This is a genomic window from Pontibacter litorisediminis, from assembly GCF_029360645.1.
Taxonomy (GTDB): Bacteria; Bacteroidota; Bacteroidia; order Cytophagales; family Hymenobacteraceae; genus Pontibacter; species Pontibacter litorisediminis.
In genome coordinates, this window is record NZ_JARDUA010000001.1 from 901,032 (window position 1) to 924,943 (window position 23,912).

25 protein-coding genes are annotated in these 23,912 nt (G+C 54.4%); 15 read left to right on the forward strand and 10 right to left on the reverse strand.

What is annotated here, in order from left to right; translation table 11 throughout:
• Positions 1 to 5: 5 nt before the first annotated feature.
• The 3 genes from PXG97_RS03860 to PXG97_RS03870 form a co-directional block, all read right to left on the reverse strand.
• Entirely contained in the window at positions 6 to 869 is an 864-nt protein-coding gene (locus PXG97_RS03860; protein WP_276496399.1) for a pirin family protein, read from the reverse strand.
• Positions 870 to 1,014: 145 nt separating this feature from the next.
• The gene (locus PXG97_RS03865; protein ID WP_276496400.1) at positions 1,015 to 1,767 is read right to left on the reverse strand and encodes a hypothetical protein; all 753 of its coding nucleotides are present in this window, start codon (positions 1,765 to 1,767) and stop codon (positions 1,015 to 1,017) included.
• Positions 1,768 to 1,911: 144 nt separating this feature from the next.
• A complete protein-coding gene (locus PXG97_RS03870; protein WP_276496401.1) occupies positions 1,912 to 2,424 on the reverse strand; it encodes a hypothetical protein in 513 nt (170 codons plus the stop codon).
• 289 nt (positions 2,425 to 2,713) lie between these two features.
• Here PXG97_RS03870 and PXG97_RS03875 point away from each other — a divergent pair, with 289 nt between their 5' ends.
• From PXG97_RS03875 to PXG97_RS03885, 3 genes are all read left to right on the forward strand, one after another.
• A complete protein-coding gene (locus PXG97_RS03875; protein ID WP_276496402.1) occupies positions 2,714 to 3,451 on the forward strand; it encodes a DUF72 domain-containing protein in 738 nt (245 codons plus the stop codon).
• 113 nt (positions 3,452 to 3,564) lie between these two features.
• Positions 3,565 to 4,581, forward strand: a complete 1,017-nt coding sequence (locus PXG97_RS03880) for an NAD(P)/FAD-dependent oxidoreductase (RefSeq protein WP_276496403.1) — start codon at positions 3,565 to 3,567, stop codon at positions 4,579 to 4,581.
• Complete coding sequence (locus PXG97_RS03885; protein ID WP_276496404.1) at positions 4,578 to 4,907, forward strand: 2Fe-2S iron-sulfur cluster-binding protein; 330 nt, start codon at positions 4,578 to 4,580, stop codon at positions 4,905 to 4,907. Before PXG97_RS03880 ends, PXG97_RS03885 begins: the two co-directional genes overlap by 4 nt.
• 111 nt (positions 4,908 to 5,018) lie before the next feature.
• On the opposite strand, the gene PXG97_RS03890 is transcribed toward PXG97_RS03885, so the two are convergent.
• Positions 5,019 to 5,432, reverse strand: coding sequence for a hypothetical protein (locus PXG97_RS03890; protein ID WP_276496405.1), 414 nt, complete (start codon positions 5,430 to 5,432; stop codon positions 5,019 to 5,021).
• 7 nt (positions 5,433 to 5,439) lie between these two features.
• Positions 5,440 to 6,351 (reverse strand): TIGR02587 family membrane protein, encoded by a 912-nt coding sequence (locus PXG97_RS03895; RefSeq protein ID WP_276496406.1) that lies wholly within the window; start codon positions 6,349 to 6,351, stop codon positions 5,440 to 5,442.
• Positions 6,352 to 6,510: 159 nt separating this feature from the next.
• Here PXG97_RS03895 and PXG97_RS03900 point away from each other — a divergent pair, with 159 nt between their 5' ends.
• Complete coding sequence (locus PXG97_RS03900; RefSeq protein ID WP_276496407.1) at positions 6,511 to 7,158, forward strand: outer membrane beta-barrel protein; 648 nt, start codon at positions 6,511 to 6,513, stop codon at positions 7,156 to 7,158.
• Positions 7,159 to 7,304: 146 nt separating this feature from the next.
• Positions 7,305 to 7,982, forward strand: a complete 678-nt coding sequence (locus PXG97_RS03905) for an outer membrane beta-barrel protein (protein ID WP_276496408.1) — start codon at positions 7,305 to 7,307, stop codon at positions 7,980 to 7,982.
• An 88-nt stretch (positions 7,983 to 8,070) separates the two neighbouring features.
• Here the strand turns inward: PXG97_RS03905 and PXG97_RS03910 are convergent, their stop codons facing one another.
• Positions 8,071 to 8,811 carry a (Fe-S)-binding protein gene (locus PXG97_RS03910; RefSeq protein ID WP_276496409.1) on the reverse strand — a complete coding sequence of 247 codons (741 nt, stop codon included), beginning with the start codon at positions 8,809 to 8,811 and terminating at the stop codon, positions 8,071 to 8,073.
• Positions 8,812 to 8,813: 2 nt separating this feature from the next.
• Entirely contained in the window at positions 8,814 to 9,659 is an 846-nt protein-coding gene (locus PXG97_RS03915) for a hydroxymethylglutaryl-CoA lyase (protein WP_276496410.1), read from the reverse strand.
• A 155-nt stretch (positions 9,660 to 9,814) separates the two neighbouring features.
• Between PXG97_RS03915 and PXG97_RS03920 the strand changes: the two genes are divergently transcribed.
• The 4 genes from PXG97_RS03920 (at position 9,815) to PXG97_RS03935 (ending at position 13,719) form a co-directional block, all read left to right on the forward strand.
• Positions 9,815 to 10,669: an SDR family oxidoreductase gene (locus tag PXG97_RS03920; protein ID WP_276496411.1), complete on the forward strand. Its 855-nt coding sequence runs from the start codon at positions 9,815 to 9,817 to the stop codon at positions 10,667 to 10,669.
• Between the two features lie 3 nt (positions 10,670 to 10,672).
• On the forward strand, positions 10,673 to 12,100 hold the full coding sequence (locus tag PXG97_RS03925) for an aldehyde dehydrogenase (RefSeq protein WP_276496412.1): 1,428 nt from the start codon (positions 10,673 to 10,675) through the stop codon (positions 12,098 to 12,100).
• Between the two features lie 98 nt (positions 12,101 to 12,198).
• Positions 12,199 to 12,573, forward strand: a complete 375-nt coding sequence (locus PXG97_RS03930; RefSeq protein WP_276496413.1) for a hypothetical protein — start codon at positions 12,199 to 12,201, stop codon at positions 12,571 to 12,573.
• 72 nt (positions 12,574 to 12,645) lie between these two features.
• Positions 12,646 to 13,719, forward strand: coding sequence for a CNNM domain-containing protein (locus PXG97_RS03935; protein WP_276496414.1), 1,074 nt, complete (start codon positions 12,646 to 12,648; stop codon positions 13,717 to 13,719).
• 116 nt (positions 13,720 to 13,835) lie between these two features.
• Here the strand turns inward: PXG97_RS03935 and aceA are convergent, their stop codons facing one another.
• Positions 13,836 to 15,116: an isocitrate lyase gene (gene aceA, locus PXG97_RS03940; RefSeq protein ID WP_276496415.1), complete on the reverse strand. Its 1,281-nt coding sequence runs from the start codon at positions 15,114 to 15,116 to the stop codon at positions 13,836 to 13,838.
• A gap of 43 nt (positions 15,117 to 15,159) precedes the next feature.
• Complete coding sequence (gene aceB, locus PXG97_RS03945) at positions 15,160 to 16,758, reverse strand: malate synthase A (RefSeq protein WP_276496416.1); 1,599 nt, start codon at positions 16,756 to 16,758, stop codon at positions 15,160 to 15,162.
• A gap of 163 nt (positions 16,759 to 16,921) precedes the next feature.
• Here aceB and PXG97_RS03950 point away from each other — a divergent pair, with 163 nt between their 5' ends.
• Positions 16,922 to 18,397, forward strand: a complete 1,476-nt coding sequence (locus PXG97_RS03950) for a helix-turn-helix domain-containing protein (RefSeq protein ID WP_276496417.1) — start codon at positions 16,922 to 16,924, stop codon at positions 18,395 to 18,397.
• Between the two features lie 4 nt (positions 18,398 to 18,401).
• Here PXG97_RS03950 and PXG97_RS03955 read toward each other — a convergent pair whose 3' ends face one another.
• Positions 18,402 to 18,839, reverse strand: a complete 438-nt coding sequence (locus PXG97_RS03955) for a nucleoside deaminase (RefSeq protein WP_276496418.1) — start codon at positions 18,837 to 18,839, stop codon at positions 18,402 to 18,404.
• A 160-nt stretch (positions 18,840 to 18,999) separates the two neighbouring features.
• Here PXG97_RS03955 and PXG97_RS03960 point away from each other — a divergent pair, with 160 nt between their 5' ends.
• From PXG97_RS03960 to PXG97_RS03980, 5 genes are all read left to right on the forward strand, one after another.
• On the forward strand, positions 19,000 to 20,490 hold the full coding sequence (locus PXG97_RS03960; RefSeq protein ID WP_276496419.1) for an SDR family oxidoreductase: 1,491 nt from the start codon (positions 19,000 to 19,002) through the stop codon (positions 20,488 to 20,490).
• Between the two features lie 174 nt (positions 20,491 to 20,664).
• Positions 20,665 to 21,612, forward strand: a complete 948-nt coding sequence (locus tag PXG97_RS03965) for a phosphoribosylaminoimidazolesuccinocarboxamide synthase (RefSeq protein ID WP_276496420.1) — start codon at positions 20,665 to 20,667, stop codon at positions 21,610 to 21,612.
• A gap of 54 nt (positions 21,613 to 21,666) precedes the next feature.
• The gene (locus tag PXG97_RS03970; protein WP_046313463.1) at positions 21,667 to 22,044 is read left to right on the forward strand and encodes an STAS domain-containing protein; all 378 of its coding nucleotides are present in this window, start codon (positions 21,667 to 21,669) and stop codon (positions 22,042 to 22,044) included.
• A gap of 14 nt (positions 22,045 to 22,058) precedes the next feature.
• Positions 22,059 to 22,976 (forward strand): ribonuclease Z, encoded by a 918-nt coding sequence (locus PXG97_RS03975; protein ID WP_276496421.1) that lies wholly within the window; start codon positions 22,059 to 22,061, stop codon positions 22,974 to 22,976.
• Positions 22,977 to 23,099: 123 nt separating this feature from the next.
• On the forward strand, positions 23,100 to 23,897 hold the full coding sequence (locus PXG97_RS03980; protein WP_276496422.1) for a queuosine precursor transporter: 798 nt from the start codon (positions 23,100 to 23,102) through the stop codon (positions 23,895 to 23,897).
• The last annotated feature ends 15 nt before the right edge of the window (positions 23,898 to 23,912 follow it).

Here is a 23,912-nt window from a genome sequence, read left to right on the forward strand (position 1 = left end):
ATAGTTTACTCCTCTATCAGAATACCCAGTTTCCCCATCTGGTAATCGCGCATGGCCTGCATGATTTCAGTTTCGTTGTTCATCACAAAAGGTCCGTTGGCTACCACCGGCTCCTCCAGCGGCTTACCTGCCAGCAACAGGGCGCGGGTGTCTTGTTTTGCCGTAAGGGTGATGCCTTCCCCATCCTGGTTGAACACTACCTGGTGCAGCCCCTCCACCAAACCGTAGCCTTCCACGTGCAGGAGCCCGTCCAGCAAGTATAAAAAGGCATTATAAGCGGCTAGCAGCGGGAGAGGATAGCTAGCGCCCGCCCTAAGTTCCAGGCGCAGCGCCAGAACAGGCGACTTGGTGTTGACAGGGCCCTTTACTCCTCCAAACTCCCCAGCCACGACCTGCACGGTTACCCCTTCTCCTGTTACCGTAGGTGTAGCCTCAGCCTGAAGCGGCGTATACTCAGGTTGGTCCATTTTATTGGCCGCTGGCGTGTTTACCCAGACCTGAATAATCTCCTGCACCCCTCCCCGCTCCAGAATATCCTGAGGTGGCCGCTCGCTGTGCACAAGGCCGCGGCCCGCGTTCATCCATTGCGTGCCCCCCTCATATACCACGCTGTTGTTGCCCCGGGAGTCGCGGTGGTGCACCCCACCCCGGTAAACGAAGGTGACCGGCGAGAAGCCGCGGTGCGGATGGGGATCCACGCCTGTTTTATGCGGCACCACATGCTCCGGCATGGTTGTAAGGTGATGGTGTAGCAGCAGGAAGGGGTCGATCTGGCCTACTTGCTTTGTAGGGAAAGGCTGGCGCACCGGCAAGCCTCCCATGTCCACGGTTTCAGCGTAAAGCAATCGGGCTACTGTTCTGTTTTTCATCTTTATTCGCTATCAAAGTATGAAACACGGTGGGTGCGGTAATGTTATGGAAGCCTGAAGTATAAAATGTGCCACAACAAAAAGAACAGCACCTGCCGCAAATGCGGCAGGTGCTGTTGTATGACCACTCAAAAGCAGGTTTATTCTAGTAATTCGGATCTTGGTTCAGATAGCCACCTCTGTCGGTGCGGCGGCTGCCCCTGCTGTAGCGGTCTCTGTACGAGCTGCTATAGCTGCCTCTTTCCCGGTGCATGTTGCTGTTGCCCCTGTACCCCTGCTGCTCCAGCGGGTTGCGGTTGCTGCCTGTGTAATTGGGTTCTCCCCTGTCGGAGTGGGTGCTCCTGTCCGGGTGCATCGAGTTATTGCTGTGGCCTCCGCCATAACCGGAAGAGGACACCGTATCGTCCATATGGCCACCCCCTCCGCTCATGGAGCCGTAATGCGAGGAGCCGCCAAAATCGCCGTGGGCGCTATAGTTGGAGCCGCCAAAGGCAGCGCCGCTGTAGCCGCTCATTCTGCCTGAGCCATAGCCCTGCTCCTGCTGCGCTCTACGCTCACGCTGCATGTGGCGCATGTCTCCTTTATAGCTGTCGGCTGAATCTCCAAAGCTAGGGAAACCATATCCCTGCCGAATGTTGCCAAGCTCCCGCTGACGGCCTCGCGTGTTGTCGTAGTAGTTGTCCTCCATGTCGTGGTCGCGGCTTGGATAGTTCTGGAAGCGGTTGGCATCGAAATCACGGCGGTTGCGGAAATCCTGGGGGTTGTTGCCGTGGCGGTAACGCTCCTGGTGCTCCTTTCCGAAGTCGCCGTCGCGCGTATCGCGGTTAAAGTCATACGCGTCCCGGCCGGTCCAGAGGCCTTCGTGGTAATAGGGGTTATTTTCTCTTTCGTCTCTCATAGCCAAGGTAAGTTTGTTCTACATTTGTTACAGGTTAATCTAAACGCAGGCGGGAAAGAACGGTTATCCTCCTGCGGTACAGGCAAAGAAAAAGGCCCGCTTTGTTAAAGCAGGCCTTTCTATATATGTTTATGAACTTCTTAACTATCTTCGTCGGCCATCATTCTCGCTGTACCTAGACTGGTTTTCCGACCGGAATGGGGTGCGTGTGCCTGTGCCTGCTGTACCAGACTTACGTTCCGCTGCCCCGGGCTGGCTTTTATCCTCGCCGGTGTTCCCTGCCTCGGACCTGGCGTAGCCATAGTTATGGTTAATAAAATTTGTGTAGGCACGGCTACCGGCATAGCTGCCATAGGTAGGCCTGTTGCTGTAATCCGGAAACTCGACGTAGTGCTTTTCCATACTTCCCGTGTTCCGGGCAGCATAGCCCCCCTGCCTGCTGCGGCCAGTGCCGTAAGTGGAGGTACTGTAAGCCCCGCGGTTATAATCACTGTTATAGCTCTGGGTGCCGTAAAAGTCGTTTCCACGCATGCTTGCATTATCGCGGCCGTAACTGTGCTGCCTGTTCTGGTTTGAGCTTATGTGGCTGCTTTCATAGCTGTTGCCTACATCACGCTGCTCAGATGCGTTGCGGTCGTATGGATAGTTAGAGTTCATGATATGCACATTTTAGTTAATATTCTTTCTTATTTAAACGCTATGTTAGAACAGCTAGTTCTGTGTTTAACTTCTTAATAAAGCACCTTCACCCCCAGCTTATTGCTATTCCATATTTATATAGTTAAGATAACTGCCCTATATTCAGTTTTTACGTATGATTTAGGATGATTTTCTGCCCGTTTTGACACTCCTCCTGCAGCAGCTAAAACACTTTTTCACCTCCTGAAAAAACCAAGCAAATAACCATTGCTTCCTGCTGTGGGTATACGCTGTAACAAAGCAGCAGATGGAGCAGCATATACACATTGGCACCTCGGGATGGCACTACAAGCATTGGGTGGGCACGTTTTATCCCAAGGAACTACGGGCAAAGGACTTTACAGGTTACTATTGCCGCTTCTTTCAGACGGTGGAAATCAACAATTCCTTCTATAAGTTACCGTCTGCGGATACCTTTGCCAGTTGGCGCCGGTCGGTGCCCGATGATTTCATGTTTGCGGTAAAGGCCAGCCGTTACCTTACCCACATGAAAAAGCTGCTGGAGCCGCAAGAGCCCCTGAGCCGCTTCTTTTCCAGCGCCAATGCCCTGGAGCACAAGCTGGGGCCGGTGCTGTTCCAACTGCCGCCAGGCTGGAAAGTAAATGCCGGCCGCCTTCGTGAGTTCCTCTCATTTTTGCCGCCCTACTACAAGTATACCTTCGAGTTCAGGCACCCGAGTTGGTACACAAGTGAAATTTTGGACCTCCTCCGAAAACATAATGCCGCGTTTTGTATTTATGAACTGGACGGCCATGTTTCGCCGCTGCATGTCACTTCTGATTTTGTTTATGTGCGCCTGCACGGCCCCGACGGCAAGTACGCAGGTTCCTATGCAGAGGAAGCCTTGCAATGGTGGGCGCAACAGTGCCGACAATGGCAACAGCAGGGCCTGCAAGTGTATGTCTATTTTGACAACGACCAGCTTGGCTACGCTGCCTTTAACGCACTGAGGCTGCGGGAGATCGTGCGGCAAATCAATGGCTGAGAGTGGCGCGAAAATTGTATCAAAACACCCAAAAAACCTAGAAAAACCTATGGAAGCTGCCGCATGGTGGCTACCTTTACACCCGTAAATAATTCGAAAAACTGACATATACCATGAGCAAAATAACAACGGATATATGCATTGTGGGCGCAGGACCTGTCGGTCTGTTTGCCGTGTTTGAGGCCGGCCTGCTCAAGATGCGTTGCCACGTAGTAGATGCGCTGCCTGCCGTTGGCGGACAGCTGTCTGAGATTTATCCTAAAAAACCGATTTACGACATACCGGGCTTCCCAGAGATTTTAGCCGGAGACCTGATCAAAAACCTGGAACAGCAGATTGCCCCCTTCCATCCCACCTTTACCTTAGGCGAGCGCGTGGAGGAACTGGAGAAACTGGACGATGGCTCTTTTATCGTGCACACGGTGGATGGCACCGAGATTGCCTGTAAGGTGGTAGTGATTGCCGGAGGACTCGGTTCCTTTGAACCCCGTAAGCCTGCCATCGAGAACCTGGAGCGTTACGAGCGCAAGGGCGTGGAGTACATGGTGCGCGACCCGGAGCATTTCCGCGATAAGCGCGTGGTGCTGGCCGGCGGCGGCGACTCTGCCCTGGACTGGACCATTTACCTGGCAGGCCTTTGCAAAGAGCTGACGCTGGTGCACCGCGGTACTACCTTCAGGGGAGCCCCTGAGTCGGCGGCTAAGGTGTTGAGTATGGCAGAGGAAGGCCACATCAAGCTGATCCTGAAATCGAACGTAACGGAGGTACACGGCGAAGACAACCTGGAGGCCGTTACCGTGATGGTGGATAACACAGAGCCTTACCAGATCGAGGTGGATAACTTCATACCTCTGTTCGGATTGGTGCCGAAATTGGGGCCTATTGAGAATTGGGGACTGGAGCTGGACAAGAATGCGATCGTGGTGGACACCGAAGACTACTCCACCAACGTGCCGGGGGTGTACGCCATTGGCGACATCAACACGTACCCGGGCAAGCTGAAGCTTATCCTCTGTGGCTTCCACGAGGCGGCGCTGATGGCCCAAAGCGCTTACAACATCATCTACCCGGATAAAAAGTTTGTGTTAAAGTATACCACCGTTAACGGCATTCAGGAGCTACAGCAATGAAAGACGCGATAAACATATATGTTGAGCAGGAAAACGGAGAACGTATAGCACTGGAGGCTCCGCTGGACATGAACCTTTCGGTAATGGAGGTGCTGAAGGCGAATGAGTTCCCGGTGCAGGCTGTATGCGGCGGCATGGCCATCTGTGCCACCTGCCACGTGGAGGTGCTCCAGAACGGCGAGGGAGAGTTGCCTGAGATGAACGACGACGAGGCGTACATGCTCGAAACCCTGCCACACGCCACTGAAAGCAGCCGCCTCTCGTGCCAGCTGCGCGTAAACCCGGAGCTTGACGGCCTGGTGGTACGCATTATGCCGGAAGCGTAGGCGTGCTTCCTGATTCATACTTCAAAAAGGTGCTGCTGCGGTGGCACCTTTTTTATTTGCGTAATTTTAAATGCAGGTTTCCTAAGCTTAAGCCCGGGGCAGTTCTACCCCTCACGGCCGCTTATAGCTTACCACCTTCACCACCACCGTGTCCGCCTGCTTGGGATCATTGTCAAAGTTTACCCACCCTTCGCGTTTGGACTCCTGCGGGGCAAAGGGAAAATCAAGGTCGGCCTGCTCCACGGCTGTACCATTGTGTTGCACCTTTACCTCTAGTTTTACCTGCTCTGCCGTTTCGCCACCCTTGTTGTACAGCACCACGCGGTAACGGTAGGGGGCATACTTGGTCGGATCCGGAAAGTTCTCCGCCACCAGGTCTGGAGTTGAAGGCTTGCGGGTATACGCCTGAAAGCCCAGGTAGCCAAAAACGCTTAGCAACAACAGCAGCCCGATTCCGAAAACAACCCATTCAAACCAATTTTTCCGGTCCTTTATATCATCTGCATGATCTTGTTTTTCCTCCATGTGCATTTTACGATTTAATGAGCAAACGACCCGCCGAGGCTCCCAAAGAGGTTAAAACCCCCAATGTTACTACCTGAGAGGTAATCACCCAGAAACTGGCGCCATCAAACCTACCAAAGAACCACAGCATAAATGCCGCCGCCGCCAGCCCCACCAGGTAGCTGATGCAGGTATCGAAGGTAAGGTTATACAGGAAGCCGTTCTGGTGGCTGCTAGCCCGCCCTTTAATATCACTAAAGAACAAGATGATGGCGCATAGTACAATGGAGACCAGCGCCATCATCAGAATGTTAACAGAGGTGGCATCCGTGGCGATTTTCAGCACCTCCTCGGTAGGGGCCACGTTGCCACCCACCAATATAGCCCCACAAAGCGCCAGCACCGTGCTGCCCAGACGCGAGCGGTAGAGGGAGTCTTTGTTCGCTCGCTCAGCCTGCTCCTTCTGCCTCCGCTCTGTCTCCTCGTCCGCGCTTGTGTCCCCTTCGTTCACGCCCAACTGAGCAGTTCCCACCGACACCCCAATGGACACGGCCATGGCCTCGATGATTATCTTCCCCATTATTTCGTCGGTTGACATCTGCCCAAACTCGATCCGGTTTAGCATGAGCAATACAGCAAAGGAGAGCAGCAGGCCAATCCCTAACTCCTCTACCGAATCTACCATTACGCTGCGCCACGACACATCAGGACGCATACCGGCAAAGCGGTTGTAACCCAGCAAAAGCAGATAAGTGACCCCTACCAGCAGCAGCAACTGCTGTGGCGAGACTGTAAAACCAGCCCACCATACTTCCATGGTATAGAGCAGCGGGAAACTGAATAGCAGGCCGCCGGTTATCCCGCGGGCATACTCCTTCAGCGACTGCCGCAGCGGCCGGTTGTTGCTTGTTGCCTTTTTCCTTTGTTTAGTCTCTGCCACTTCTAAATATTTGGTGGCTTATACGGCGGCTGTCGCTTCCTGGCTGCTTTGGCTATACTTTGGACTCAAAAGTACATGATGGCAAAAGCAAGTATTGTTAAATAACGATATTTGCATATCTTTAACTATTTAAATGTTCTGACACAAAAGAAAACAAACATGAAAAAGCTTTTAGCCGCAGCAGTATTTGCTCTACTAGGCTCTGGAGCCTTTGCGCAAACTTCTCCGGGTACCGTTGTGGTAACTGGCAGCCTTCGCTTTAGTACCCAAACCTCAGAATCCGAACGCAACGACACACTGAGCCAAAAATCTCTTGGAACAGCGTTTGGAGTAGGCCCAAGTGTAGGCTATTTGCTTGGAAATAACTTTGAGCTTGGTGCTGGTTTGGGCTTTTCACGTTCAACAACCACAAACACAAACTTTAACAGTACAGGTGACAGAAGCGAAACGAAGACAAAAACGAATGCCTTCACCGTTAACCCCTACCTTAAAAAGTACTTCATGCTTTCTGAGCAGTTTGCCCTTACCGGCCAACTTTCTGCCGGGCTTGGCTGCTACAAAAGAGAGAATGACGCGAATGCTGTTTCCCAGCAGAAGACCTCTTTTTTCAATGCAGCGCTTGCCCCGGGAATAACTTATTTCCCTACTGATAAACTTGGCATAAGTGCTGGCCTTGGGGGATTGCGATATGACCAGACATTGAAGAAAACGCAAGCAAGCGATTCTCCAGTCAAAACATACTCCGGCTTAAGCATTGATTTCGAGGATGCCCTTTATTTCAGCTTAAGCTATTTCATCAATCGCTAACACAAACGTCACTTGCTTTTATTCCTGTACTTATACTATCTGCTTCTCCGGATGATGGAGCCGGGGAGTGGCCATATGAACCATTGTCGATAAATAACCTGATTTACACCCAAGTATAAAACTTATATTCCTAAAGAAGACAAACCATGAAGAAACTATTCTTTGCCGCTGTATTTGCATGTTTAACTTCGGCAGCTCTCGCTCAAACATCTCAGGGTACCGTTGTCGCCTCCGGCTCTCTGGGCTATCAAAATAACAATCATAAAAATGATGCTGACACACAAAAGTCTGTAAATAGATCATTTACATTAGCTCCTAGTATAGGCTACATGCTAAGGGATGGTCTGGAAGCGGGTATTTCTGTAGGTTATACCTCTTCAAATGACGAGTCTAAAGTTTATAATGTGTTACCAGGTGGCAGTCTCGAATTACGCTCCACCAGTGAAACCACAAACCGCAGCCTTGCAATAGGCCCGTACCTAAAGAAGTACTTCTCTGTTTCAGAGAAAATCGCTTTCACCGGTCAGGCTTATTTGAACTATGTTTCAGCTGAACATGACTACCACTCAGACTACAGTAACAGTCGTTCAAGATCAAACTATGAATCCACAGGCTTTAGTGTAGGCTTAAGACCTGGGATAACTTTTTTCCCAACCTCCAAAATAGGCCTGAGCGCAGGTTTCGGAAGCTTAGGATACACGCGCAGTACATCAACCTCAGAGCTGGAGTACTTTGAAGATAGCAAATCAACCTCCTCTGAATTTGGCCTTAACCTGAGTGGCAGCACCCTTTCCTTTGGCTTAGGCTACTACATCAGCCGCTAAACAAGTATAGCAAGTATAAAAAGAGAGGCCTGCGCAAACTATACTTGCGCAGGCCTCTCTTTTTATACTTGCTTAGTATGATCTATACTTACCAGCCACTTGCCAGCACATCGGCAATGTGCATGGTCTTGATCGGCTTGTTCTGCTTTTTGATGTAGGCCTCCAGGTGCATCAGGCAGCTGCTGTCGGTGGAGACGATGTAATCGGCACCAGTGGCGATGGCGTTGTCTACCTTTTGCTCGGCCATGGCTGTGGAAATGGCCTCAAACTTCACCGCAAAGGTGCCGCCAAAGCCGCAGCAGGTTTCGCTATCCTCCATTTCTACCAGTTCCAGCCCGCGCACATGGCTTAGCAACTCGCGTGGGCCGGCCTTAATGCCGCACTCGCGCAGGGCACTGCAGGAGTCGTGGTAGGTGTACCTGCCCGCCAAGGATGCTCCTTCAATGCGCGTAATGCCCAATACATCGGTCAGGAATTCCGTCAGCTCGTACACCTTCTTCTGCATGGCCCTGTACTTCACCAGCTTCGACGACTTCACGAAAATATCCTGGTACGCGTTGCGCACCATGCCCACACACGAGGCAGAAGGCGCCACAATGTAATGCGAGGTATCGCTTGAGAAATCGTCCAGGAACTTGTCGGCCACCTCGCGGGCCTCATTAAAGAAGCCGGCATTGAAGGCGGGCTGACCGCAGCAGGTCTGGTTTTGGTTGTAGCGTACCTCACACCCTACCTTTTCCAGCACTTTCACCATGTTCATGGCCGTGTCCGGAAACAGCTGGTCTACGAAGCACGGCACAAAAATATCGACTATTGTTCTCCTTGCCATAACTATAGAAAAACCGCCCCGGACTCAGCCATGGCGGCCTGCAGGGCAACTTTGTTGAGGTGCAAATCTACGCCAATATTTTCGAAGTAGCTGATCATATTTTCGGTAGGCATGTTGCCCACTAGTACGTCCTTGGCCATGGGGCAGCCACCGTAGCCACGCAAGGCCCCATCGAATCGGCGGCACCCGGATTGGTAGGCAGCTTCCACTTTCTCCTGCCAGGTAGTAGGGGTGGTATGCAGGTGCGCCCCGAACTCGATGTGCTTAAAAGCCGGGATCAGGCGGCTGAACAGGTAGGTGATGTTCTCTGGCGTAGCCACGCCAATGGTGTCCGAAAGCGACACGATCTTTACCTGCAGCTCATCCAGTTCCTGCACAAACCGAATCACCGTCTCCACATCCCAGGGGTCGTTGTAGGGGTTCCCGAAGCCCATGGAAATGTAGGTAACCAGCGTTTTGTTGTGCTTGTGGCAGATCTCCTGTATTTCGGCCAGCTGCTGCATGGCCTCGGCTATACTTTTGTTGGTGTTGCGCTGCTGAAACGTCTCCGATACCGACAGCGGGAAGCCCAGGTAACCTATCTGCGCATACTTTGCGGCATCCTCCGCACCGCGCGTGTTGGCAATGATGGCCAGTAACTTTGAGGAAGTAGTTTCCAGATCCAGCCCTGCCAGTACCTCGGCGGTGTCGCGCATCTGCGGGATGGCTTTCGGCGAGACAAAGCTGCCGAAGTCAATGGTGTCAAAACCGACCTTCAGCAGTTGGTTGATGTATTTTACCTTGACATCGGTAGGTATAAAGCCCTGTATGCCTTGCATGGCATCGCGGGGGCATTCAATTATTTTCATAGTGCGTGTTCGTTCAAACGTGTGGCATGGCTGCCTATCCCAAAGATACAGTTATCTTCTAAACTAAAAAAGTACAAACTTATACTTTGATATTATGCTGATATTAAATATATTATCTCTTAAAACCATGTTGAAATAACAGTAGCCACTGCCCTATGACAAAGATACGAGACAGCATCGTGCTGGTGACAGGAGGCGCCTCGGGCATCGGGAAGCTGATGGGCCAGGGCTGCCTGCAGCGGGCTGCCCGAAAGCTGGTGATATGGGATGTAAATGCCTCGGCCCTGCAGCAGGTAACACAGCAACTACAAGCAGATGGCCACAGTGTTTGGGGCTGTGTGGTGGATGTTTCCAAGCCTGAGGAGGTGGAGGAGGCCGCGCGGCAAGTGATGCATCAGGTTGGCGTGCCCCATATCCTTTTCAACAACGCCGGTATCGTGGTAGGCAAGCCATTCGCAGAGCATACGTACCAGGACATTCAGCGCACGCTGGATATAAACGTGCTGGGAGCCATGGCCGTGGCCCGGGCGTTCTTGCCCGCCATGCTGGCGCGCGGCAGCGGCCACATCGTGAACATTGCCTCGGCAGCCGGCCTGCTGCCCAACCCGCGCATGAGCGTGTACGCTGCCAGCAAATGGGCGGTGCTGGGCTGGTCGGAGAGCCTGCGTTTGGAGTTGGAGGCGCTGCGGCAGGACCTGCATGTTACCACCGTTACGCCGAGCTACATCGACACCGGCATGTTCGCCAGGGTGAAGGCTCCTTTTCTCACCCCTATCCTAAAGCCTGAAACCATCAGCAAAAGTATACTGGATGCCGTGGAGCAAAATAAGATCCTACTTCGCCGGCCTGCCCTGGTGCACCTTTTGCCCCTGCTCCGCGGAATTTTACCAACAAGGCTTTTCGACAGCCTGGTAGGCCGCGGTTTTAACGTATACACCTCCATGGATCGCTTTGCAGGACGTCCTGCTGCAGAGGCTGTTCCGGGCAAACCCACTACTACAAACGTATAAGCCATGCCTCGCACCAACACTTTACGAACCACGCCCACCGCAGTAGAAACCGACCTGCAGCGGATCCAGTTGCTTATCGGCAAGCAAAACGAATTTTTCTCCAGCGGCCATACCCTGGACCTAAGCTTCCGGAGGGAGCGGCTGCGTGAGCTGCACCAGGTCATTCAGCAGCACGAGCAAGAGCTGATGGACGCCATGTACGCCGATTTCCACAAGCCCGAGATGGAGGCTTACAGCACCGAGATTGGCTTTGTGGAACTGGAGCTAAAGCTGGTGCTGAAGAACCTGGGCAAGTGGATGAAACCGAAGCGGGTAAAAGAGTCGCTCATCAATTTCCCGTCCCGCAGCTATATCCACTCCGACCCTTATGGCCTTGCCCTCATCATCGGCCCCTGGAACTATCCTTTCCAGTTGCTGCTCAACCCCCTCATCGGGGCCATGGCCGCAGGAAATTGTGCCATCGTCAAGCCATCTGAGCTTACGCCCACCACCTCTGCGGTAGTTGCCAGGATGATCCGACAGAACTTTGATGAGTCTTACATCACGACAGTGGAGGGAGGCGTGGCCACCACACAGCACCTGTTGCAGCAGCGCTTCGACTATATCTTTTTTACGGGCAGCACGCACGTGGGCAAGATCGTGATGAAAGCCGCCGCCGAGCACCTGACGCCGGTAACGCTGGAGTTGGGAGGCAAAAGTCCGGCGATTGTGGAAGAAGATGCCGATCTGGGCCTGGCCGCCCGCCGCATAGCCTGGGGAAAGTTTCTGAACGCCGGCCAGACCTGCATTGCCCCGGACTACCTGTTGGTGCAGGAAAGTATAAAAGAAGAGCTCATGCAGCTCATCAGCCAGTACATCGAAAGGTTTTATGGGGAAGACCCGCAGCAGAGCCCGGATTATGCCCGTATCGTGAACGACAGGCATTTTAACCGACTCAGCAGTTACCTGGAGGATGGGCTGGTGCGTGCGGGCGGCGTAACCGATGCCGCCAGGCGGTATATTGCCCCTACCCTGCTGGATAAGGTAACCTGGCAACACCCGGTGATGCAGGAGGAGATATTCGGCCCGATCCTGCCCGTGCTCACCTACAGGAGCTTAGACGAGGCCATTGCCATGGTGAAGCAGCACGAGAAGCCGCTGGCCCTGTACTTTTTCACGTCAGATGAGGAAAAGAAACAACGGGTGCTGAAGCATACCTTCTTCGGGGGTGGCTGCATCAACGACACGATCTCGCACATCATTAACCCGCACCTGCCCTTTGGGGGGGTGGGCCAGAGCGGCATGGGCAGCTACCACGGGCAAAGCAGTTTTGACCTGTTCTCGCAGAAAAAAAGCGTGCTGCACCGCGGCACCTGGCTGGACCTTCCGCTGCGCTACCCGCCCTATGGGAACCGCCTGCCCGCCCTGCGCAAACTCTTTAAATGGCTTTAAGCCGCTGCCGTGATCTTTAACCTAGCAAGCTTATACTTCGTTTCAGGAAGAGGCATGGCCTGTCAGGCTAGTGCCCCATGTGCAATAAAAGGAAAACAATGGAAAACCTGATACAATATTTAGACGACTCGCTGGTGCCGCTGGAGCAGAAGGTGATGGAGTACCTGAACCTGGAGAAAGACATCCGCAAGCTGGAGGTGGACCTGCTGACCAAGACGCGGGGCCCGGTGGAGAAAGCAGCGGAGAACACCGCTACCACCCTGAAAGAAACCCCTCCTGTTACAGAAGGGCAACTGCAGGAGATGGTGCAGCGCCTGGAGGAGTTGCGCCAGGAGATCATTCAGATGCTGCCCGAGAAGAATAAGTTTATTGAGGTAAACCTTGGCTACGGCCCCAGCATGGTGGGCTACTTCACCGCCGACCACGAAACGCACCAGCCGCTGCCCGAGCCAATTCTACGGGTGGTGCATTAAGCGGCACAAAAGCTATTTTTTAAAAGCCGTGCCAATCCACTAGCTTTACACCCGACAACCACTATACTTTACATGGGCTTACTCCTTCTATATTTAGGCATAGCATTATTTTTCTCTTTCCTCTGCTCTCTTCTGGAGGCTTCCCTGCTGAGTGTTACACCCTCGCACGTGGCTATCGTGAATAACGAGAACCCTTCGCTTGGCAAAGACCTGCAGAACTTTAAAGACAACATCGACCGGCCGCTGGCCGCTATCCTTACCCTCAATACCTTTGCCCACACCATCGGTGCTGCGGGCGTGGGCGCGCAGGCGCAGCTGATCTGGGGCGAGGAGTCCCTGACCATCGTGTCGGTGGTGCTGACAATCGTTATCCTGATCCTCACGGAGATCATCCCTAAAACGCTCGGGGCAAACTACTGGAAACAGCTCACCCCTTTTACCGTGCGCACGCTTAAAATAATGATCTACTCGCCCCTTTACCCGATCATATTACTGTCGCAGGTGATCACCAAGCGCCTGAAGACCGAAAAAGGCCGTAGCGTGCTGAGCCGGGCAGACTTCACGGCCATGGCCGAATTGGGCATAAAAGAGGGTATTTTTAAGAAAAGTGAGTCGCAGGTTATCCAGAATATCCTACGGTTTAACAACATCATGGTGCGCCACATCATGACTCCCCGCACCGTTATCGTCAGTGCCCAGGAAAACATGTCCATGTCCGACTTTTTCCGCGATTTCCCTGACCTGCGCTTCTCCCGCATCCCCGTTTACACCACCAACCTCGATGACATCCAGGGCTATGTCCTGAAGAACGAAGTGCTTCACAAGATCATCAACGACGAAGGCAACAAACCCCTGAAAACAGTGCTGCGCAAGATACAGGTAGTGCCGGAGCACATGCCGATCCCAACGCTTTTCAACAAGCTGTTGGAGCAGCAGGAGCAGATTGCCCTGGTGGTGGATGAGTATGGCGGCACAGCAGGCCTGATCACGGTGGAGGACATCATTGAGACGCTGCTGGGCATGGAGATTATTGACGAGCTGGACCAGGTGGCCGACCTGCAGCATTGGGCGCGCCAGAATTGGGAGAAGCGGGCCCGGCGCCTGGGCTATACTCCCGAAAACGACGCTAACAGAAAACCAAGCTGAGCCCCTGCTTATAGCATCAAAAAAAGCTACGATATCTAACCAGCAAGTAAAGCGCCAGCCACGGCAATGCCGTGGCTGGCGCTTTGGTCTGCACTCTTCCTGTTTATACTTCCCCGCTAATGAAACTGCTCTTCTTCCGTAGAACCCACCAGGGCAGCGGTGGAGGTAGCACCGGCCGTAACCGTGTTCTGCACGGCATCAAAGTACCCGGTCCCTACAAACGACTGGTGCTTCACGGCTTTGAAGCCATCTTTGGTTAACCCGAACTCCCGCTGCTGCAGTTCCGAATAGCCTGCCATGCCCCGCTCACGGTAAGCCTTGGCCAGTTCAAACATACTGGTATTCAGGGCATGGAAGCCGGCCAGGGTAATGAACTGGAACTTGTACCCCATGGCCGCCAACTCTTCGCGGAAGGTCTCCATCTGCTCTATACTCAGTTTTGCCGCCCAGTTAAAAGACGGCGAGCAGTTATAGGCTAGTAACTTGCCCGGAAACTGCCTATGTATGGCCTCGGCAAACTGGCGTGCCTGCTCCAGGTCCGGGTGCGAGGTTTCCATCCAGATCAGGTCGGCGTAGGGGGCGTAGGCCAGGCCACGGGCGATGCCCTGCTCCATGCCGCAGCGCACGTGGTAAAACCCTTCGCTGGTGCGCGGCTGGTCAAGTATAAACGCGTGGTCGCGCGGGTCGATGTCGGAGGTAAGCAGGTTGGCGGCGTCTGCGTCAGTGCGGGCCACGAGTAAGGTGGGCACCCCCATCACATCAGCGGCCAGGCGCGCCGCCACCAACTTGTTGATTGCCTCCTGCGTGGGCACCAGTACCTTGCCGCCCAGGTGGCCGCACTTCTTCGCCGACGAGAGCTGGTCCTCAAAATGCACACCGGCGGCACCGGCCTCGACCATCATCTTCATCAGCTCAAACGCGTTTAGGTTGCCGCCGAAGCCTGCCTCGGCATCGGCCACGATCGGCACCATGTAATCCTTCTCGCCCTCGCCATTCACGCTCTGAATCTGGTCGGCGCGAATAAGGGCGTTGTTGATCTTCTTCACCACGTTCGGCACGGAGTCCGCCGGGTACAGGCTCTGGTCCGGGTACATCTGCCCGGCCAGGTTAGCGTCGGCGGCCACCTGCCAGCCGCTCAGGTAAATGGCGTTAAGCCCTGCCTCCACCTCCTGCACCGCCTGGTTGCCCGTAAGCGCCCCCAGGCCCGCCACATACTTCTCCGAATGCAGCAGGCGCCATAGCTTCTCTGCACCACTACGCGCTAGGGAGTACTCTATCTGCACCGAGCCCTGCAGCTTCACCACTTCCTCGGCACTATAGGGCCTGCGGATGCCCGCCCAGCGCGGGTTCTCGATCCAATCTCTTTCAATTTTCTGGATTCTATCTTTCTTTGTCATGGCTTTAGACTTTTGCGGTTTTATGCTTTGTTTCAGGAGATGATCAATCAATGTACTTGTAGGCCGGCAGGGTCAGGAAATCAACAAAACAGTTGGTGAGCACGAGTTCGGAGAAGAGCTGCGCGGCCTTTTCGTAGTGGCAGTTCTTAAAAGTTACCAGGCCTACCTCTTCCTTGATGTTGGCCGTTTCCTCCTGTATCAGCTGCAGCACGCGCTCCTCGGTAATCTCCACGCCGTCATCGGTTTTGGTGTGCGGGTGGTGCAGCCACTGCCATACCTGCGCCCGGGAGATCTCGGCGGTGGCGGCATCCTCCATCAGGTTATGGATAGCCGCGGCGCCAGTGCCGCACAGCCAGCTGCCGATGTACATAATGCCCACGTTGATGTTCAGCCGCAGCCCTGCCTCTGTGATCTTGCCTCCGGGGATGTGGAAATCTGTCAGGTCCTTCGCCGTTACCTGCACTTCCTCGCGCAGCACCTCTTTCTGATGCGGCCGCTCACCCAGCACGCTGTCAAACTCTGTGCGGGCCACCGCTACCAAGTCCGGGTGCGCCACCCAGGTTCCGTCGAAACCGTTCTTTGCCTCCAAAGCCTTGTCTGCCTCTACTTTAGCGAAAGCAGTCTCATTCACCTTCGGGTCGTGGCGGTTCGGGATAAAGGCGGCCATGCCGCCCATGGCATGCGCCCCACGCTTGTGGCAGGTCTTTACCAGCAACGACGTGTAGGCCTGCATGAAAGGCACCCGCATGGTCACGTCGGTACGATCCGGGAACAGCACCTCCGGCCTGTTCCTGAACTTCTTGATGGCGCTGAAGATGTAGTCCCAGCGGCCGGCGTTCAGGCCCACGATATGCTCGCGCAGCTCGTACAGGATCTCTTCCATCTCAAAGGCCGCAGTTATGGTCTCGATGAGCACAGTTGCCTTGATCGTGCCGATTGAGATGCCCAGCGCCTCCTGCGCCGCCACAAATACATCGTTCCACAGGCGGGCCTCCAGGTGACTCTCCAATTTGGGCAGGTAGAAGTATGGGCCGGTACCGCGCTCCAGCAGTTCTTTGGCGTTGTGGAAGAAGTATAAGCCAAAGTCGAACAGCGAGCCTGAGATCTCCTCGCCGCCGATCACCAAGTGTTTTTCGGGCAGGTGCCAGCCTCGGGGGCGCACCTTCAGCACGGCCACCTTCTCGTTCAGCCGGTAAGTCTTGCCGTTCTGCACCGTAAAGTCGATGTCGCGGCGGATGGCGTCGCGGAGGTTAACCTGCCCTTGCACCACGTTCTCCCAGGTCGGCGAGTTGGCATCCTCGAAGTCGGCCATGAACACGTTGGCCCCTGAGTTCAGCGCGTTGATCACCATCTTGCGGTCCACGGGGCCGGTTATCTCCACGCGGCGCAGCTGCAGGTCCGCCGGTATACTCCCCACTTTCCAGTCTCCGTTGCGCACCTGCTCCGTCTCCGGTAAAAAATAAAGCTGCTCTCCGGCATCGATCGCTTTTTGGCGTTCCGCACGCAGCTGCAGCAGTTCCTTGCGCCGTGCATTAAACTTGTGGTGGAGCATCTCCAGAAACTCAAGAGCCTCAGGGGTGAGAATACTATCAAATCCGGGCTGCTGCTTGCCCTTAACCTCTACAGTGCTTGCGATGACCATGGCTTCTTCTTTTATTAGTTTATACTATGATTTTAATGCCTTTTTCCATTTATACGCGAATTTTATATAAGTGGCGAATTTTCGCTAAAATATTTTTTTACGTTTTTAAGGTGAATCACGCAAAAAGGCCTTACTTGAAGTACAAACCAGAATTTCGCCGCACATGAAACTGCAGGAAGATGTCATCCGGATGATCTTCGGACTGAAAGTGAAACAGTTACGAACCGATAAAAGCATCTCGCTCACTGACCTGGCAGCCAGAACAGGGATTTCGGTGTCGTACCTGAACGAGATCGAGAAAGGGAAGAAGCACCCCAAGCCGAGCAAGGTGGCGGTGATTGCCGACGCACTGGGCGTAAGTTATGACTACCTGGTGTCGCTGCAACTGAGCAAGCGCCTGCAGCCGGTGGGCGAGTTGCTGCAGAGCAACATCCTATCGGAGCTGCCGCTGGAGCATTTTGGGTTGGACATGAGCCGCGTGCTGGACCTGTTTGCCACCGCACCGGCCAAGCTTAGCGCCTTCGTAAACACCCTGCTGGAGATCTCCCGCGCCTTCGACCTGCGGGTAGAGCAGTTCTATTTCTCCGCCCTGCGCTCTTATCAGGAGCTGCACGACAACTATTTTGAGGACATCGAGCTGGAGGCGGAGCGGTTTATAGAGAAGCATGGGCTGGATGAAGAGGTGACGCCCACGTATGAGGAACTGGCCCTGCTGCTGCAGAAGCAGTACGGCGTCAGCACCGGCACCGAAGGCTTTGCCGAGCACCCGGAACTGGCTCCCCTGCGCTCGGTGCTGGTCCCCGTACCTGAACCACGCCTGCTGCTTAACCCGTCCCTTACGGAGCACCAGAAAACCTTTGCCGTGGCGCGGGAGCTGGGCTTCCACTTCCTGCAGCTGCAGGAGCGGCCTTATACTTCCACCTGGGTAAAAGTGGGTTCCTTTGAGGAGGTGCTTAATAACTTTAAGGCATCTTATTTTGCCGGTGCGCTGCTGCTAAACCAGGACCGGCTGGTACAGGACATGCAGGATTTCTTTGCGTTGCCAACCTGGCAGCCGGAGCGCCTGCTGCAACTCATGGAGAAGTATAGCACCTCGCCCGAAACACTGCTGCACCGCCTCACCTCGCTGCTGCCCAAGTTCTTCGGCATCAAGCAGCTGTTCTTCCTGCGCTTTAACCACGAGCCACAGCGCGACAAGTTTATACTTAGCAAGGAGCTGCACCTGGCCGGCTTGCACAACCCCCACGCCTCTTTCCTGAACGAGCACTACTGCCGCCGCTGGATCTCGCTCACGCTTTTCCAGGAGCTGGAGAAGCCCGGGCATCCGGAAAAAACGCTGGTGGGCCTGCAGCGCTCCTCCTACATCAACTCCGCCAACGAGTATTTGGTGCTGGCCCTGGCGCAGCCCTCCGAGAGCCGCCACGGCACCGTCAGCATTGGCCTGCTGCTAAACGAGAACCTGCGCAGCAAGGTAAACTTCCTGGAAGACCCTGCCATCGTGATCCGGAAGGTAAACGAAACCTGCGAGCGCTGCCCCGCCCTGGACTGCCTGGAGCGGGCCGCCCCGCCAGTTATCCTGGAAAAGCAGCTGTGGCAGGAGCGCGTGGGGCAGGTGCTGGGGCAGCTGCGGGAGGAGTAGTCGCCTATACGCCAATGTCCTCGTTCCAAAGCTCCGGCTTTTCAGCAATGAACTTTTGCATGAGCTGCACGCATTCCTGGTCGTCAACCACCTCTACCTCCACCCCACGGGAGCGGAGCAGCTCCTCCTCTCCCATAAAGGTCCGGTTCTCCCCTATTACCACCTTCGGGATGCCGTACAGCAAAATAGTGCCCGAGCACATGGGGCAAGGCGACAGTGTGGTATAGAGCACACACTCGCGGTAGACGGAGGCAGGCTGGCGGCCGGCGTTCTCAAGGGCGTCCATCTCTCCGTGCAGCACCACGCTGCCCTGTTGCACGCGTTTGTTGTGGCCACGGCCTATGATCCTGCCCTGGTGCACCAGCACCGAGCCAATGGGAATGCCGCCCACTGCGTAGCCTTTCTTTGCCTCCTCCAAGGCTGCTTTTAAATACTGCTCCATACTCATACTTAAGTTTAAGTTTAGACTTCCTGCTTTATACAGGCTGCGCCCCCACAGGTTGCAATGTATAAACCTGGCCGCCGAGAAGAATTTAAATTAACCTATCCGGCGTCTGCCTGTTCTGAAAGTACACCTACCTTTGCACCCAAGTATAAAAACGATGAAGCTATTGTTGACCGGGGCCAACGGCTATATTGGAAAGCGCCTGCTGCCTTTGCTGGTAGAGCAGCAGCACGAGGTAGTGTGCCTGGTGCGCGACCCGCGCCGCTTCGTGCTGCCTGACACGCTGCAAGACAAGGTACAGGTGGTGCAGGGGGACCTGCTGCAGCCGGATGGGCTCACGCACCTGCCCACAGACATTGACGCCGCCTACTACCTGGTGCACTCCATGGGCTCAGGCAACAGCGACTTTTCCGCTGCTGAGCGCACGGCGGCACAGTGCTTCACCGCTTACCTTAACACCACCACTGCCCGGCAGCTCGTCTACCTCAGCGGCATCTCCAACGATAAAGTTCTTTCGAAACACCTGGCCTCCAGGCGGCATGTGGAAGATGTGCTGGCTACGGCACAGGCAAAACTAACAGTTCTCCGGGCAGCCATTATCATCGGCTCCGGCAGCGCCTCCTTCGAGATCATCCGCGATTTGGTGGAGAAACTGCCAGTGATGATCACCCCCCGATGGCTAAACTCCCGCTGCCAGCCCATTGCCATCCGCGACGTGCTGTTTTACCTGACTGCGGTGCTGGGGCGAACAGAATGCTACAGCAGGCGCTTTGAGATCGGCGGCCCCGATGTGCTCACCTATAGGGACATGCTCCTGAGGCTGACTAAGGCACGTCACCTGAAACGCTACATCATCACCTTGCCCGTGCTTACCCCCCGCCTCTCCTCCTACTGGCTATACTTTGTGACCAGCACCAACTACACGCTGGCGCAAAGCCTGGTGGACAGCCTGCGGAACGACGCCGTGGTACAGGACACAAGTATACAGGAGCTGCTACCGCACCACTGCCTGCCGTACGAGCAAGCGGTGCACCTGGCCTACAGCAAAATAGAGCAGAACTCTGTCGTCTCGAGCTGGAAGGACGCGCTTGTGAGCGGCACCATGCCCCTCAACTACATGGATTTTGTACAGGTACCCGAGCATGGCGTGCTCACGGACAAACAGCGCCTGAGATTTGACCGCGACCCGGAGGAGGTGCTGGCCAACATCTGGAGCATAGGCGGGGAGCGCGGCTGGTATAAGACCGACTTCCTGTGGCGGCTCCGGGGGCTGTTGGACAAACTAGTGGGCGGCGTAGGCCTGCGGCGCGGCCGCCGTAGCCCCACAGAAGTAAGGGCCGGCGATACCATAGACTTCTGGCGGGTGCTGCTGGCCGACAGGCAAAGCAGGCGCCTGTTGCTCTACGCCGAAATGAAGCTGCCTGGCGAGGCCTGGCTGCAATTCAGGATTTGTGAGGAAGCCGACGGCACTTACCTGGAGCAGCTGGCGGCCTTCCGCCCGCACGGTTTGCTGGGGCGCCTCTACTGGTACGCTGTGCTGCCATTCCACTTCATCATCTTCGGCGGAATGGCCCGGAACATCGTCCGCTACAGGGCTGGCACGCCAAAAGAGGATCAACAGCAGCTGCAGCTTCAAAAATCAAAATAAGGTGCAAACTATAGCCTCTATAGTATAAAACTAAAAGGATTGCCCTAAGTATACTTCAATATCTTTTAGCAGCTATGTTTTTTTATTTGACCCGAGTTTTTTCGCAACCTTTAGATTTATTTCCTGCCCTGTAAAATATAATTAACTTTGCTTGCCTATAACGATACTGATTTAATGGAGGCCATTAAAGAAACTAACTTCTCCTTTGCCGGCCAGACCGGATTTTATAGGGGCAAAGTACGCGACGTATACTATTTCGAAGGCAGGTTGGCCGTAGTTGCCACCGACCGTATTTCTGCTTTCGATGTGGTGCTGCCACGCGCCATTCCTTACAAAGGCCAGGTGCTGAACCAGATTGCCAGCCTAAACCTGGAAGCCACTGCTGATGTGGTGCCGAACTGGGTCCTAAGCACCCCAGACCCTAACGTGACCATCGGGTACCACTGTGAGCCATTTAAGGTGGAGATGGTGATACGCGGTTACCTGGCAGGCCATGCCTGGCGGGAGTATAAGGCTGGCAGGCGCACGGTTTGTGGGGTGGATCTTCCGGAGGGCCTCCGCGAGAACGATAAGCTGCCTGAGCCCATTATCACCCCTACCACCAAAGCCAGCGAAGGCCACGACGAGGACATCTCGCGGGAGGAAATTTTGGCAAAAGGCATCGTGTCGGAGCAAGATTACCTGATATTAGAGCGTTATACCCGCACCCTGTTTGCGCGGGGAACCGAGCTGGCCCGCCAGCGCGGCCTGATACTGGTAGACACCAAGTATGAGTTTGGCAAGCACGACGGCCAGGTTTACCTGATCGACGAGATTCACACCCCGGACTCCTCCCGCTACTTCTATAGCGAGGGCTACGAGGAGCGGCAGCGGAAAGGTGAGCCACAACGCCAGCTCTCGAAAGAGTTTGTGCGCCAATGGCTTATCCAAAACGGTTTTCAGGGCAAAGATGGCCAGCAGGTGCCGGAAATGACCGATGAGGTTGTTAAAAACATATCGGAGCGCTATATAGAGCTCTATGAGGTCTTCACGGGCGAAAAGTTCCTGAGAGAAGACTACAACTCAGTGTTTGAACGCATTGAGAAACACATTAATGACAATATTTTTACTACCAAAAATTAAGTTTGTTAAAGTAGATTTTGGTACATTCGCATTTAAATCCTTTACTGGTTGACCATGAAGTACACGATAGATAAGAAAGAAAACTACACGATTATCACGATTGATGAGAAGAAGTTGGATACTTCGATCGCACCAGACCTCAAGTCTGAGTTCGTGAAATTGAATGCCGAAGGGATCAACAACCTGATTCTTGACCTGAACGAAGTAAAATATACAGACTCCTCCGGCCTTAGCTCTATCCTGATCGCTAACCGCCTTTGCAACTCGTCAAACGGCCTTCTGATCCTGACAGGGTTGCAGGACCACGTGATGAAGCTGATCTCGATCTCTAAGCTAGAGTCCGTACTGAACATTCTGCCAACTGTTGAAGAGGCCATCGACCGTGTGTTTCTGCACGAGATAGAGCAGGATCTGACTAACAAGGAAGACTAACAAAATACGCCGTAGTGGATTTCGAACTCAGGATTCTTGGTAGTTCGTCGGCCACCCCTTCGGCAAACAGGCACCATACCGCCCAGGTACTTACACTTGGTAATCAGCACCACCTGATTGATTGCGGTGAAGGCACACAAATGCAGCTGATGCTTTACAAGATAAAGCATCAGCGCATTTGTAACATCTACATCAGCCACCTGCACGGCGACCACTACTTTGGGCTGGCAGGGCTTCTCTCCACCATGCATTTGCAGGGCCGCCAGGCACCGCTGCACCTCTTCGGCCCTCCCGGCCTTTCTGAGATCCTCAGCCTTCAATTCAAGTACTCCGGCACCAACCTTAACTTCCGTCTTGTCTTCCATGAGCTGGACACGACTGGCTATAAGAAAATATTTGAGGACAAAGCCATTACCGTGCACACCATCCCCATGGAGCACCGGGTGCCTTGCTGCGGCTTCCTGTTCCGCGAAAAGCAGAAGCCGCGCCCCCTCATCAAAGAGAAGCTGCCGGACTTTCTGCGCCCGCCGCAGCTGGTGCGCCTGAAGTGGGGCGAAGACGTGAGGGACGAAGCCGGAAACATCCTGGTGCACAACAGCGAGGTAACGCTGGAGCCCAAACGCAGCCGCAGCTACGCCTACTGCTCCGACAGCCGTTATAAGCCATCCCTGCTGCCCTACCTGCAACACGTGGACCTGCTCTACCACGAGGCCACCTTTACTAACGAGCTGCGCGAACGCGCGGAGTATACCTACCACAGCACAGCCCAGCAGGCTGCTGAGCTGGCCGCTGCTGCCCAGGTGCGCCAATTGCTTATCGGGCACTTCTCGGTGCGCTACAAGGACCTGACGCCGTTGTTGCAGGAGGCCCGGGAGGTTTTTGCGGCGACCGAGCTGGCTACCGAAGGAAGCATCTTTGCGGTGCGGGAGTAGCACAGGCATACCTCCTTGCCTTCCCTCTCAGAAGTATAGCGGAAGATTGCTATATTTGAGCCCGATTTTCCGCTTCAACAGCGCCCCATACCTTGTTTGCCAAACCTTAAGCTTTGCCACAGCATGCCGCAACCCGTTAAAACTACACAAGAGCAAAAGCGCACCAACCTCTTTCTGGTGCTAAGCGGCATCTTTATCTCCAATGCCTTGCTGGCAGAGCTGATCGGGGTGAAGATTTTCTCGGGTGAGGCGCTTTTTGGCCTGCCGGGTGCCCAAATCCCAATCGGAGGCGAGAAGCTGGACTTTAACCTGACAGCGGGTGTCATTATCTGGCCGATCGTGTTTGTTACCACCGACATCATCAACGAATATTTCGGCAAGGCTGGCGTAAAGAAGATAAGTGTTCTCACTGTCGTACTCATACTCTATGCCTTCCTGGTCATCACGGCAGTTACAGGCCTGCCGCCCGCGCAGTTCTGGCTCGATGTGAACAGCACCGACGCACAGGGCAACCCTTTTGACATCAACTACGCCTACAACAGTGTTTACCGCCAGGGCCTGGGCATCATACTTGGCTCGGTGGCCGCCTTCCTGCTCTCACAGTTCCTGGATGCCACCGTGTTCCACTGGCTGCGCCGCTTCACCGGCAGCAGCAAGATCTGGCTCCGCGCCACCGGCTCTACCCTTGTCTCCCAGATCATCGACTCGCTGGTGGTGCTGTTTGTGGCTTTCTTCGTGTTTGGCAACTGGAGCATGAAGCAGGTGCTATCTGTGGCGCTCATCAACTACATCTACAAATTCAGTGTCGCGATTCTGCTTACCCCCCTCCTGTACCTGGCCCACTACCTGATTGACGGCTACTTAGGGGAGCGCTATGCAGAGCAGCAGATTGAGGAAGCGGCCCTGGAGAGCGAAGGCTAGAACACTTTTTACAGC